The organism is Glutamicibacter halophytocola, from assembly GCF_001302565.1.
Lineage (GTDB): Bacteria > Actinomycetota > Actinomycetes > Actinomycetales > Micrococcaceae > Glutamicibacter > Glutamicibacter halophytocola.
The window spans coordinates 2,817,742-2,830,996 of record NZ_CP012750.1; the positions used below are offsets into that span (position 1 = coordinate 2,817,742).

Annotated in this window: 12 protein-coding genes; 4 read left to right on the forward strand and 8 right to left on the reverse strand. The window is 59.0% G+C overall.

What is annotated here, in order from left to right; translation table 11 throughout:
• Window positions 1–214: 214 nt before the first annotated feature.
• Window positions 215–1,399: a TerC family protein gene (locus tag AOZ07_RS13055; RefSeq protein ID WP_060702381.1), complete on the forward strand. Its 1,185-nt coding sequence runs from the start codon at window positions 215–217 to the stop codon at window positions 1,397–1,399.
• A 74-nt stretch (window positions 1,400–1,473) separates the two neighbouring features.
• Here AOZ07_RS13055 and AOZ07_RS13060 read toward each other — a convergent pair whose 3' ends face one another.
• A complete protein-coding gene (locus AOZ07_RS13060; RefSeq protein WP_060702382.1) occupies window positions 1,474–1,884 on the reverse strand; it encodes a YccF domain-containing protein in 411 nt (136 codons plus the stop codon).
• Window positions 1,885–2,009: 125 nt separating this feature from the next.
• Here AOZ07_RS13060 and trmB point away from each other — a divergent pair, with 125 nt between their 5' ends.
• Together trmB and AOZ07_RS13070 are read left to right on the forward strand one after the other, a co-directional pair.
• On the forward strand, window positions 2,010–2,867 hold the full coding sequence (trmB, locus tag AOZ07_RS13065; protein ID WP_060702383.1) for a tRNA (guanosine(46)-N7)-methyltransferase TrmB: 858 nt from the start codon (window positions 2,010–2,012) through the stop codon (window positions 2,865–2,867).
• A 51-nt stretch (window positions 2,868–2,918) separates the two neighbouring features.
• Window positions 2,919–3,545, forward strand: coding sequence for a GNAT family N-acetyltransferase (locus AOZ07_RS13070; RefSeq protein ID WP_060703460.1), 627 nt, complete (start codon window positions 2,919–2,921; stop codon window positions 3,543–3,545).
• Here the strand turns inward: AOZ07_RS13070 and AOZ07_RS13075 are convergent.
• The 6 genes from AOZ07_RS13075 to dnaK all read right to left on the reverse strand — a co-directional run bounded on the left by AOZ07_RS13075 (window position 3,542) and on the right by dnaK (window position 9,448).
• Complete coding sequence (locus AOZ07_RS13075) at window positions 3,542–4,531, reverse strand: proline dehydrogenase family protein (protein ID WP_060702384.1); 990 nt, start codon at window positions 4,529–4,531, stop codon at window positions 3,542–3,544. The genes AOZ07_RS13070 and AOZ07_RS13075 overlap by 4 nt on opposite strands.
• Window positions 4,532–4,557: 26 nt before the next feature.
• Window positions 4,558–5,394, reverse strand: coding sequence for an AraC family transcriptional regulator (locus tag AOZ07_RS13080; protein WP_075972498.1), 837 nt, complete (start codon window positions 5,392–5,394; stop codon window positions 4,558–4,560).
• Window position 5,395: 1 nt separating this feature from the next.
• Window positions 5,396–5,824, reverse strand: a complete 429-nt coding sequence (locus AOZ07_RS13085) for a heat shock protein transcriptional repressor HspR (protein ID WP_075972499.1) — start codon at window positions 5,822–5,824, stop codon at window positions 5,396–5,398.
• 118 nt (window positions 5,825–5,942) lie between these two features.
• Window positions 5,943–6,914, reverse strand: a complete 972-nt coding sequence (locus tag AOZ07_RS13090; protein WP_060702385.1) for a DnaJ C-terminal domain-containing protein — start codon at window positions 6,912–6,914, stop codon at window positions 5,943–5,945.
• Between the two features lie 85 nt (window positions 6,915–6,999).
• Window positions 7,000–7,581: a nucleotide exchange factor GrpE gene (locus AOZ07_RS13095; protein ID WP_060702386.1), complete on the reverse strand. Its 582-nt coding sequence runs from the start codon at window positions 7,579–7,581 to the stop codon at window positions 7,000–7,002.
• A gap of 13 nt (window positions 7,582–7,594) precedes the next feature.
• Entirely contained in the window at window positions 7,595–9,448 is a 1,854-nt protein-coding gene (dnaK, locus tag AOZ07_RS13100) for a molecular chaperone DnaK (RefSeq protein WP_060702387.1), read from the reverse strand.
• Between the two features lie 164 nt (window positions 9,449–9,612).
• On the opposite strand from dnaK, the gene AOZ07_RS13105 reads away from it, so the two are divergent.
• On the forward strand, window positions 9,613–9,930 hold the full coding sequence (locus tag AOZ07_RS13105; protein ID WP_084793252.1) for a PLD nuclease N-terminal domain-containing protein: 318 nt from the start codon (window positions 9,613–9,615) through the stop codon (window positions 9,928–9,930).
• A gap of 75 nt (window positions 9,931–10,005) precedes the next feature.
• Here AOZ07_RS13105 and pulA read toward each other — a convergent pair whose 3' ends face one another.
• Complete coding sequence (gene pulA, locus AOZ07_RS13110) at window positions 10,006–13,050, reverse strand: pullulanase-type alpha-1,6-glucosidase (protein WP_060702388.1); 3,045 nt, start codon at window positions 13,048–13,050, stop codon at window positions 10,006–10,008.
• Window positions 13,051–13,255 lie beyond the last annotated feature (205 nt).

The following is a 13,255-nucleotide window of genomic DNA, read 5'->3' on the forward strand; positions in this document are numbered from 1 at the left end:
ACATTACAGTTCACAACGACATTTAGAAGACAAGAACTTTCCTCAGAACATCAGATCAGGTTAGGCTGGAAGCACGTAAGGGAGTATTCCTAAGCGCTTGACCCGTCAATACGTAGATCTTCGTAGATCCACCGGGTTTTGCGGCCAGCCTCCGGGCAGGCGAAGAGACTTACTCGACAGCGTGCTTGCGCGCCTTACGAAAGTAGGAAACCCTATGGAAGTTTCTCCTTTAATCTGGGCCATTACAGTGGCCGTCATCCTGGCGCTTCTCGCCTTCGACTACTTTTTCCATATTCGCAAGGCGCACGTACCCAGCCTTCGGGAAGCTGCAATCTGGTCGAGCATTTATGTCGGCCTCGCCTTGATTTTCGGTGTGGTCGTGCTGGTTTTCGGCGGCATCGATATGGGCGCCGAGTACTTCGCGGGGTACATCACGGAGAAAGCGTTGTCCGTTGACAACCTCTTTGTCTTCCTGATCATCATCGCAAGTTTCCGGGTTCCGCGCGAAGACCAGCAGAAGGTCCTGCTCTTCGGCATCGTCTTCTCCCTCATCGCCCGAACGGCCTTCATCTTTGTCGGTGCCGCGTTGATCAACCAGTTTGCCTGGGTGTTCTATCTCTTTGGCCTGATCCTGCTGCTCACCGCGGGCAACCTGCTGAAGAAGGATGATGAATCGGACGAAGCGAACAACTTCATCATCCGCATCGCCAAGAAGCTCTTCCACACCACCGACAGCTACGACGGCGACAAGCTGTTCACCAAGATTGATGGCAAGAAGGTCCTGACCCCAATGCTGCTGGTCATGGTGGCCATCGGCGGAACAGATATCCTCTTTGCACTGGATTCGATTCCCGCCATCTTCGGGCTGACCCAGAACGTGTACATCGTCTTCACGGCAACCGCCTTCTCGCTGATGGGCCTGCGCCAGCTATACTTCCTGCTTGATGGGCTGCTTGACCGCTTGATCTACCTTTCCTACGGTTTGGCAGCCATCCTCGCGTTCATCGGCGTCAAGCTGATCCTGCACGCGCTGCACGAAAACAATCTGCCATTTGTCAACGGCGGAGAGCCAGTCCACGTGATCGAAATCAGCACGGGCCTGTCCCTGAGCGTAATCATCGGTGTGCTGGTGGTGACGGTCTTGGCTTCCTTGTTCAGCAAGGCCGGCAAAGCGCAAACTGCCATTGGCAACCTGCGGCGCCACGCAAACAGCTACACGGATTTGACCTACACCGCTGATGCAAACGAGCGCGAGCGCATCTATCGTGCGCTAGTGGAAGAAGAAGCCTACTTGAAGACCATGGAAAAGAAATACCGAGACAAGGCCAAGGACGTGGATAAGATCCGCGAAGAGGTCAAAGAAGCCCATCGACAGCACGATGAGTACCTCAAGAGCTAGCCGTCCGCTCGGCATTAATTGGCAACGGCCGCCATCCCGATCAAGGGACGGCGGCCGTTGCCGTGTCTGGGCAGCTAGCGCTTCATGCCGGCAATGTAGTAGTCCGAAGGGACGATAACTTTGCCCAGCGGCATCAGGGAAATCGGGATCATCTTCAAGTTTGCGATTCCCAGCGGGATGCCGATGATCGATACGAACATCGGAATAGCGGTCACCACGTGTCCAATGGCAATCCAGATGCCTGCGAAGACCACCCAGATGACATTGCCCAAAGTGGAGAATGCCCCGACTGGCCCCCGGTCAACTACGGTGCGGCCAAATGGCCACAGCGCATATCCGGCAATGCGGAAGGAAGCGATGCCAAAGGGAATGGTCACTATCAGCAAGCAACAGATGATGCCGGCCAAAACGTACCCCAAGGCCAGCCAGAGCCCGCCGAACACCAACCAGATAACGTTGAGAATACCTCGCACTAAATCAGTCATGATTTCATTCTTCAGCCCCGCCCGGCTTCACGCCATAGGTGATCCCCCGGATCATCCCCTAGGGTGTCCAATCCCCTAGTCCCTGGCGAGCAGTGGAGCCCTTGGCTCAGCTAGGATTAATCATCATGAGCGAATCGAGCGATCAGCAGCGCCCAGCCCACGGCACTGCCCCCAGAGACCCGAATCTTTTCCGCGCAGAGCCAGTGTCGTTCGTACGCCGCGGCAACCGCCTGCAAGGCCGGCGCGCCAGCGCGTGGGAACGCAATGCCGAGCAGTACGTCATCGAGCCACCGCGCAAAATTGCCGACACTTCGGTGGCCGACGACTTCCGGCTAGATCCTGCCGAAGCTTTTGGCCGCACCGCCCCACTGGTGGTCGAGATCGGCACGGGTCTGGGCGAGTGCATCGCCAACGCAGCCAAGGATGATCCCGAGCGCAATTACCTGGCCGTCGAGGTTTACCGCCCAGGGCTGGCACAGCTGATGCTGAAGGTCGAGTCCTTCGGCATCAGCAACGTCCGCGCCATCCAGGCCAATGCGCCAGAAGTCCTGGACGTGATGCTCGAGGAGAACAGCGCGGATGAAATCTGGATCTTCTTCTCCGATCCGTGGCACAAGCCTCGCCACCACAAGCGCCGCCTGATCAAGAAGTCGTTCCTCGACAAGGCCTCACGCGTGCTCAAGCCAGGTGGAACCCTGCGCTTGGCGACCGACTGGTCCAACTACGCCGAACAGATGCGTGAAGTTCTTGAAGCACATGCGGATTTTGAGAACCAGCATCCGGGCAACCTGGCCGGTGAAGACAGCAACCTGACCAAGGTGCGCCGTGGCGGCATGGAAGGCTTTGATCCGGAGCCTGAATTCACCGACGGGCAAGGCGGCTGGGCGCCACGCTTTGAGCGTCGCATTCTCACCAGCTTCGAAGGCAAGGCGCTGAAAGCCGGTCGCCTGGTTTTTGATTTGGCCTACACCCGCGTCGGTTAATATCGGCGACGAAAGCCATTGAAGGGCCATGGAATCCATAGGATGGATTCCATGGCCCTTACTTCATCCGAGATCAATAGCTACGCGCAGGCGCCCACGATGGAATATGCCGGGGTGCGTTTAGAACAGCTCTCCCTTGGCCACGCAGAAGACTTGTCCGAGGCGGTCACCGCAGGCCAGCTTGATGGAATCTGGTACACGTCTATTCCATCGGCGCAGGAAATGGCCGGCGATATCAACAAGCGCTTGGCCCTGCAGGAAGCTGGAGCGATGGCGCCCTTTGCGATCATCGATTTGTCCACGGGCAAGGCCGTGGGCGCCACAACGTATTTGAACATTGATGAACCGAACAAACGCGTCGAAATCGGCTCAACCTACCTGTCCCCATCAGTCCACGGCACAGGAATCAACCCTGCAGCAAAGTTCATGTTGCTGCAGCGGGCTTTTGACGAGCTGGATTGCTATTCGGTGGCGTTCTGCACGCACTGGCACAATGCCGCTTCTCGGGCAGCCATTGCCCGCCTAGGCGCCAAGCAGGATGGCGTGCTGCGCAATCACAAGTATGATCCGGCAACTGGCACGCTGCGCGACACCGTGATTTTCTCGATTCTTCCGCACGAGTGGCCGGCCGTGCGCACCAATTTGCTGGCGCGGCTCGCACGCCATGGCCGCTGCTAGTTCGCGTTCATCCCGGATCCCTGGGCGGCATTGTGCGTTCGCTGGAGATCTGCCACTGCCAGCATAATTCGCTGTGGCTCCTCAGCCAGCCGATTCAGCACGTACAGCCAGTATTCTGGCCCGAAAACCGCGTATTCCCGGGTGGTGAACCCCTCCTCGCGCAACGCGTCCAGCTGCTGCGTCCCGAGGCCCTGGAGCATCTCGAATTCCACCTGCGGCGATAGCAACGCCGCTCCGTGCTCCTCTTTAAGCCTGCGGATCAGCCGCGCGTCGTGGGTGGCAATATTTGTCTGCCTGCCTGAGGAGATCAGCGCTCCGGCCAGCTGCGCGTACCTGTCGGCCAGGCCTGGATCGTTGCGCGCCATGGCCGTTTCCAGCGGCTCCTGGAAGGCTCCCTTGACCAGCCGGACAGGGCCTGCCTGAAGCTCTAGAACGCGCACGAGATCCTGCGATGTTCGTGATAGGCGAGCCTGCAAGGTGATACCCGTTTCCGGAAAATCGCAGATCAGCTTCTCCCAGAGCTCAAGCACCAGGTCGGTGCGATCCGATCCTTCGGCCGAAATCATCAGGTAGGTTCCCGCTTCGCGCGCGGCTCGGGCGACGCGCAACGCATTGCGCAATCCCAGCTCGGGATCAATGGCGGAACCGAGATGCGAGAGATCGAAGCTCAAGGTCGTATCGGTTTTCGAGCGCTTCAAGCGTTCGGCGAGGCGCAGGAATATTCCGGTTTCCGCCTCAGCGACGTGGCGATCCCGAATCGATTCGCCCACGCATTCAATGCTGCTGCGATGCCCTCGCGCCGTGATCTGGGCAACCTGGGCGAAGGCAGAGTCGATGGAGTCCCCGGCCAGGTATCGTTGCGAGATCCGTTGCGCAATCCTGGCCAAGGCCGGCGTAGCCATGACTTGCGCCTTGAGCCGTTCGTCCAACGCCAATGCACGCAGATTATCTGCGGCCAATTCAAATTCTTCAGGTGAAATGAGCATGGGATGATCATTTCGCATGCCTGATGCTAAGGTCTTGAACGATATTGCAGCGGCGCTCGGTACTTTCCGGGGGCCGCTGCAACGTGCGAGCGAAAGACCCTGTGGAAGTGGCTCTGGTCTGAGAAGCCCAGCTCTGCCGCGGTCTGCGCTATCGAGGCTCCCGAGCGCAAGAGTTCGCGCGAGCGGTTCACCAGCTGGTTATGCCGCCACGCGATCGGGGTGAAGCCGGTACTGCTGTGCATGAGCCTGATCAGCTGGTACTTGCTCAAGCCGGCGAGCAGTGCCAGCTCGCCCAGCTGCGGGGCCACAGCATCGTTGCCCAATCGCTGCAGGACCGGAAGCAATCGCGCATCGCCGGGCCCTATCCCCGGCGGGAGCGCCTCGAAGACTGGAGCCAGACCCTGCACGACGGAAAGCATGGACCCCAGCGACTGCTCAACGGATCGCCTTTCCATGCCGGCGAAGAGCTGCTGGTTAAAGTCGTTCATCAACTCGTAGAGCTCCGGCACCCTGAATATCCGTATGCCCCAGAACAGATCCTGAGCTGGGATTGGCGCAAGCCGGGAAATCCACGATTGGTCTGCATGAATCATCTGGTATCGCCAGTAGCCATTTTTCGGATTACAGGCATGGAGGTGATCGCGCGGAATGACGATCACGTCGCCAGGGACCAGCGTTGCCTGCTGCCCGTCATGCCCGGTGAATTTGGTTTCGCCTTCGTCGATGATCCCCATTGAAAAACGTTGATGGGCATGTGGCCGGTAGCAGGAAATTTCTTGGCACGAACGCCGCGACTCTAATTCCGGGAATTCCGGGTCATGCCAGAATTCGGAGTCGTCCGGGATTGGCAGATTGGCTGCCAATCTAGCGGCCGATGGCCCGGCGGGCGGTAAATAGCGTGACAGTCGGTTCACGGCGTTCCGGACGCATGCCGCGGGCCAAGGACACCACGTCTCCGCCGGAGGTTCCTGCTGCAAAGATGCGGGTTTGGCCTTGGCGTACCGCGCTGAGTTCATTGCGCAGGTCGTTCACTTCGGTTTGCAGGTACGCGACCTGGTCCTGCAGGTCCAGGATTCGCTTGATGCCTTCAAGGGACACGCCGTCCTTGCTCAACGCCTGGACTTGGCGGAGCAGTGAAACATCGCGCTGCGAATAGCGGCGTTGCTTGCCCGACTGGCGGCTCGGCGACACCAAGCCAATCCGGTCATATTGGCGTAGCGTCTGCGGGTGCATATCTGCCAGTTGAGCGGCGACGGAAATGACGAAGACAGGTCGCAGGTACTCCCCGTTCACGTTGCTTCGACCACCTTTCTACATGGCTAAATGGCTCTGCAGCCTCTGTTCATTGAGTCTAGCCTCCCCGGCCGGGCTACTTCGAGGGCACGACCGGAAAGGCAAGACGCAGTCTCTCCTAGAGCTTGGCCTTGGCAGCCAAGTCGACACGTGGATCTTCGCCTTCGGTGGCAGCGGCAAAGTCCTCCACCGCCTTTTTCGCGGCATCCGAAAGATTCTGCGGAATCACCACATCCAGGATGATCAACAGATCTCCGGTGGCCTTCGAGGTCTTCACGCCACGCCCTTTCAGGCGCAGTGTGCGACCGGAATTCGAGCCGGCCGGGACCTTCATCGCGACCGTTTCACCATCCAATGTCGGGACGTGGATCTTGGCGCCCAGCACTGCTTCGTCAAAGGTGACCGGAACATGGATGCGGATATTGTTCTCTTCGCGCTTGAAGAAGGGATGCTCGGTGACCTTGACCTTGACCAGCAGATCGCCGTTGCCGGCCGCCCCTGGTTGTCCCTTGCCGCGCACGCGCACGGACTGCCCGTCCTTGATGCCTGCAGGGATGCGCACGTCGATGACTTCGCCATTCTGCTCGCGCAGCCCGATGGTGGTTCCCTTGATGGATCCTGAGAAGGAGATCGTGGTATTCGCGGTGCGGTCCGCTCCCTTGCGTGGCGGTGCGCTCTGGCCGAAACCGCCACCGCCAAATCCTCCGCCACCGCCGAACAGGTCGGAGAAGTCCGGCTGTCCGCCGCGGCTTCGCGACGAGCCGCCGCCGCCAAAGAGATTGGAGAAGATGTCCTCGAAGCCGGCTTGGCCTCCCGGAGCCCCGCCAGGTCCTCCGGCTGAGAATCGCGCTCCCCCGCCCATGGCCCGGATCGCGTCGTATTGCTCGCGTTGTTCCTTATCCGCGAGCACCGAGTGGGCTTCGGAAATGTCCTTGAATTTTTGTTCCGCTGCTGCATCGCCCTGGTTGGTATCCGGGTGGTACTTGCGTGCAAGCTTGCGGTATGCCTTTTTGATGTCCGCCTCGCTGGCGTCCTTGGCGACGCCCAAAATGGCGTAGAAGTCTTTTTCGATCCAGTCCTGACTTGCCATCAGGGCACCGTCCTTTCAATGCCAATTCGAAACTGCCCACTGACGATTTCTCGGCAGTGGGCAGTTTCAAATGTGTTATTCGTGGCTATTCGCCGGTAGCTACCAGCACCTGGGCTGCGCGCAGGATGGTGGCTCCCTTGCGGTAGCCGCTGCGCAGCACCTGCCCCACGTGGTCGGCAGGAACTTCCGGAACAGCCTGGCGAAGCAGTGCTTCGTGGATGTTCGGATCGAATTCCACGCCGGCCTCGTTGATTCGCTCCAGGCCATGCTGGACCAGAATGGTATCCAGCTTGTTGGCGATCGAAGCGAACGGCCCGTCGGTCAGATCCCCGTGCGCCCGGGCTGCATCGATATCATCGAGCACTGGGAGCAAGGTGGTCAGAACCGACTGGACGGCGTTTTCCCGCGCCACAGCCCGGTCACGCTCAACGCGCTTGCGGTAGTTGACGTATTCGGCCTGCAGGCGCAGCAGGTCGTTGCGCAGCTCGGCTTCGCCGGCGCCAGCTTCTTCCTGCTGCTCTGAGGACTCGTCGACACCAGCGGCAGCTTCGTTCAGGATCGCCTCGGCCTGGCCCAGGGCGTCAGCGGTTGGCTGCTCGCTGGCAGCCTCTGGCTGGTTCTCCGACTCGGCGTCGAAGTTCTCGTTCTGGTCTTTTGCCTCGGACATGTTCCCTGGCTCCCTACTTCTTGTCGGCTTCGTCTTCGTCGATGACCTCGGCGTCGACGATGTCTTCATCAGCGTTTGGAGCCTGCTCGCCCTCAGGAGCGGCAGCACCCTCGGCCTGTGCGTTGGCGTAGATTGCCTCGCCCAGCTTGGTCTGCGATGCCTGCAGCTTCTCGAACGCGGCCTTGACCTCGTCGTCGTTGTCCTGCTTCTCAAGGGCAGCCTTCAGGGCGTCAACGTCGGCCTGGACCTCGGTCTTGACCTCTTCTGGCAGCTTGTCTTCGTTGTCCTTGATCAGCTTGTCCACCGAGTAGGCGGCCTGCTCAGCGGCGTTGCGGGTCTCAGCAGCTTCGCGGCGTGCCTTGTCCTCTTCGGCGTGTGCTTCAGCTTCCTGGACCATGCGCTCGATGTCTTCCTTGGACAGCGAGGAACCACCGGTGATGGTCATCGACTGCTCGGTGCCGGTGCCCTTGTCCTTGGCAGATACGTGCACGATGCCGTTGGCGTCGATGTCGAAGGTGACCTCAACCTGCGGGATGCCGCGAGGAGCCGGTGCGATGCCGGTCAGCTCGAAGGTGCCCAGCGCCTTGTTGTCGCGGGTGAACTCGCGCTCGCCCTGGAAGACCTGGATGGAAACCGAAGGCTGGTTGTCCTCAGCGGTGGTGAAGGTTTCCGAACGCTTGGTCGGGATCGCGGTGTTGCGCTCGATCAGCTTGGTCATCACACCACCCTTGGTCTCGATGCCCAGGGACAATGGGGTAACGTCGATGAGCAGAACGTCCTTGCGCTCGCCCTTCAGCACGCCTGCCTGCAGGGCTGCGCCAACGGCGACAACCTCATCAGGGTTCACGCCCTTGTTTGCTTCCTTGCCGGCCAGGTCCTTGACCAGGTCAGCAACGGCTGGCATGCGGGTGGAACCGCCAACGAGGATCACGTGGGCGATGTCCGAAACCTTGACGCCTGCTTCAGCGATAACGTCGTTGAATGGCTTGCGTGTGCGCTCCAGCAGGTCCTTGGTCAGGTCCTGGAACTTGGCACGCGAGAGGTGCTCGTCCAGGTGCACTGGGCCTTCTGGGGTGACCGACAGGTACTGCAGGGAGATGTTGGTGCTGGTAGCCGAGGACAGTTCCTTCTTGGCCTGCTCAGCAGCTTCCTTCAGGCGCTGCAGGGCGATCTTGTCCTTGGACAGGTCTGCGCCCTTGGCCTTGGCCTGGGCCAGCAGCCAATCCACGATGCGCTGATCCCAGTCGTCGCCGCCCAGGCGGTTGTCGCCAGCGGTGGAGCGAACCTGGATGGTGGAGAAGCCGTCGTCGTCCTTGCCAACTTCGAGCAGGGAGACGTCGAAGGTACCGCCACCGAGGTCGAAGACCAGGATGAGCTCGTCTTCGTTGCCCTTTTCCAGGCCGTAGGCCAGTGCGGCAGCGGTTGGCTCGTTGACGATGCGCAGCACGTTCATGCCAGCGATCTCGCCGGCTTCCTTGGTGGCCTGGCGCTCAGCGTCGTTGAAGTAGGCAGGAACGGTGATCACTGCGTCGGTGACCTTTTCGCCCAGGTAGGCCTCGGCGTCGTTCTTCAGCTTCATCAAGGTACGTGCGGAGATTTCCTGCGCGGTGTACTTCTTGTCGTCAACGTCGATGGTCCAGTCGGTGCCCATGTGGCGCTTGACCGAAGCGATGGTGCGGTCGATGTTGTTCACGGCCTGGCGCTTGGCGATGTCGCCAACCAGAACTTCGCCGCTCTTCGAGAAAGCAACGATCGACGGGGTAGTACGGTTGCCTTCCGCGTTTGCGATAACGGTTGGCTCACCACCTTCGAGCACGGAAACTACGGAGTTGGTGGTTCCTAGGTCGATACCTACGGCACGCGACATAATGGCTCTCCTTTGCCTTGGTTGAAAGTACTAACGCCGAGGGCCCTTACCCTCATTGAGCGTTCTGGACTCAAGTTTACTCAGCCGTTTTCGACTGTCAAATCAACTTGAGCCAACCTCACTCAACTTTGCGTTCTGTCTTATTCAACGGGCGAAGTGCGAAAATGATTCCCGTAAACCAGAAAATTTTCGGCACCCCGCCACCAGCGGTGGCAGTTGTCGAAAACTCCCAGATCAAGGAGCACATCATGGCAGCAGCAAAGAAGAATAAGTTCTCCGAGCTATCCCTTGCCAGCAAAGTTTCGCTGATCACAGCTGCCACCGCGCAAATCACCTTGCTGATCGCCGCGCAGATCGATCTGAGTCGGCGCGACAGCTCCCAGGTCCGCGGAAATAAGCCAGTCTGGGCTGCGGTGAACTTCATCAGCTTTATCGGTCCGCTCAGTTACTTCACCTTTGGCCGCACCCACAACAAGCGCTGAGCCCAAGGCTTAAACCAGCGGGCCGGCAAACCTGTCATCAGGTTTACCGACCCGCGATTTTCGCAGTGCCCAGAGCTACCGGGCGCCCCCTTCAGCTTCCACCAGCACCGCAGCGGTCCTTGCAGGAATCATCAGCTTGCCCGACGAGCTGTCAAACGATGTGGATTTCACGCGCTTATCGCTTCCCTGTTCGAGCGCTTCAGCCAAGTCGTATTCATGTCCTGCCAATTCCTCGACGACTTGCGTGTGATCCTGCGGCGAAGCATTGAAGACCACTAGGGCTCCGTCATGCTCGCTATCGGCGTCCTCGCCCGCCCTGTCATCGATACGCATCACGATGATTCCTGGTTCCGCTTTTGGACCACTGAGCGGGAAACTCACCTTCTGCTCGATCAGCTCAGCAGAGCCCAATCGCAGCAAGCCGACGTCTCGACGGGTGCGCAGCAGATCAAGTGCCGCACCTTCAGCCCGAGACATCGCTTGCGCATCCGGCTTAAGCTCTGGATCTTCCAGCAATGGAGCCATCAGGTCCCATTTCTCATTATTATCGGCCTCCGGCGGCAGGCCGGAACCGAAGGTATTCTCCTGCCCGGAGAAGTCAATGCGATTGAACCAGTCCCCCGAGTTATAGCTATTGCGGTCCAGTGATTTGGAGCGCAGCAGCTCAGTTCCGGCATGCCAGAACGGAACTGCTTGCGAGTACATCACTGCCGCCTGCGACAAAGTATTCATGCGCACCCGGTCCTCCATGGATGTGCCACGAGGCAGCTTGAGCACGGTCAGATCGTAGAGCGTCTCATTGTCATGGGCATCAACATAGTTGATCACTTCCCCGGGCTGCGAGGCATAGCCGGCTGCCGCTCCGCGGTAGTCCAGTTCATCACCGCGCTGCATCTGGCCCTCAGACGTCAGAAACTCATACCCGGCAAGGTTGCCAACTAGACCCAACCGCACGAGGTCGGTTTCGTGGCCCAGATCCTTTAGCGCTTCTTCGGCAGTACCGTTGACCGCATGCCCGTTGGGGTCGGTTCCCAAACCGGTTCCAAAGCCCTGCTGGAAAGTCGAAGACGAATCGACCGGACTTCCACCGTGGATCGCATCGCGCAATCGATCATTGAATGTACCAATTCCGGTGCCGTTCAGCTGCCCCTGGGTCGCCTGATAGAAACGGGCATTGTCGGCGACTTCCCCGAAGTTCCATCCCTCGCCATACAGGTAGATGGACTCGCCATCCACGCCATCGCGCCCTGGCTCCAGCTCATCCAGCGCACTGCGTGCTGCTTCCATGGTTTCCCGCGAGTGGTGTCCCATGAGATCAAAGCGGAAACCATCAACCTTGTAGTCCTTCGCCCAGACCACCAGTGAATCGATCATCAGCTTCTGCGCTGCGGCGTGCTCGGTTGCCAGATTCTGGCAGCAGGTAGAGGTCTCGACCTGGCCGGCGGCATCCAGCCGGTGGAAGTAGCCGGGCACGATCTTGTCCAGCACGCTTTGATCCGCCTGCCCCGAAGCCGCCGTGTGGTTGAAGACCTGATCCAAGACGACTTCCAGCCCCATCTCATGCAGAGACCCAACCATGCCGCGGAATTCCTCTACGCGCTCGGCGCCATCGGGATTGCTCGCATAGGATCCCTCAGGGGCCATGAAATGGAATGGGTCATAACCCCAGTTGAATCCATCGTCGGCAGCGTGCGCGCTCACGCATTCTTGCTGCTTGGGTGAGGCGGCGGGCAGCGATTCCAAATCGCAGCTGGTTTCGATGCGCTGGTTTTCATCTTCTTCGATGCTCGCAATATCGAAACTTGGCAACAGGTGAACTGTAGTCAGCCCGGCTTCGGCGAGCTGCTTGAGCTGCTTGCTACCAGCACCGTTGGTTCCGAAGGCTCCGTAGCGACCTCGCTGCTCTTCCGGCACCGAAAAGTCGGAGACCGAGAAGTCGCGGATCTGCAGCTCATAAATGCTTCGATCCACGTCTTTTTCCACGCCGGCTGCTTTGGCTTTGCGCCACTGCTTGGGCTGATGCTTGGGATCTTCCAGGTTCACGGCCACCGACTGGGTGGAGTTCATGGTCAACGCGACCGAATACGGGTCGGTGACAATATTCGTTTCAATCTTGCCGGTCTCTGGAACAAAGACCTGAACTTCCCAGAGGTATTTGGCTTCAGTGAATTGAGGCTTGCCCTTGACGGTCCATGCTCCGCTGTTTTTGTCGAAGGTGGCATCATGCCGCGAAGTCTTCTCGTTTTTATCAGTAATGAGAAGAGTCGCCCGATGCGCACTCGGAGCCCAGAGCCGGAATGTGGGCTTCTTTCCTGTGAAGCTGACGCCTAATTCGACATTCTCAAGCCCCTGGGCGTAGAGCTCATCAATCGCTCCAGCAGTCTGCACGCCGGTGAAGGCTGTCAGCTTAGAGTCCTCTCCCTGCGTCTCAAAACGTGCCAATGCCAACTGGGAGCGCAAGGCGGTGGCAGTTTCTTCGTGTGCCATGTCTACATGTACGGCACGGTAGTTGACCAGATGCGGGAATTTCTTCCGCTGAGCGTTAGTGAGCCCGCCTATAACCGTAGCTAGTTCTATGGGCTTGGCTCCCGAGATCACTTCCCCGTCCAATCTCAGGCTGGCGTCCTTAGAAGCATAGAGGGCAAACCTCTGCCCACTACCCAGATCCCGGGGGATGGCAATCGTATCGGTTGAAATCCATTGAGCCTTGGACTGTCCTACGCCGGCCACTGATTCACTGGTTCCGCCGATCTGGACAATGTGAGTTTCAGAATCGTATTTGAAGCTCACCTGGTCCCCCGACTTTACCGAGAGAGTGTAGTTCGCACCTCCAGCAGCCCCGTCTACACCATAGTTTTCGTCCCAGCCGAAGTTGTGCGTTGCCTTGAAATCGTAGGTCCCATCTGGAATTTGGCCTGTCGTAAACTCATAGATTCCGTCCCCGTCAGAATCGTCCATCAAGGTGGCCACGCAGCTTGGATCCCAGTCTGCAGCGCAACCCAACTCGTCTTGGAAACTACCTGCCAATGTCACGGTGGCTTCCTCGGCAGAGGCAGGGGACACGGCTAGTGGAACCATGGACACCAGGACCAGCAGGGGCGTGGCCGTCAGAGCGGTCAATCGGCGGCGCCATAGGTGCTGCGGCCCTTGGTGTGGCGGATATTCTTTGCACGCAGCTAAGGCAGCGCTTTTGCTGTTCACGAAATGCTCCATTGGAATCGAAGGGGCGAACGACAGGCCGCAAGAAGCAGCATGTCGGTGATCCAAACCACACTACTTAACGGAAACCTTCGAGTGCAAGCGTTTCCAATATTTACATTTTTGA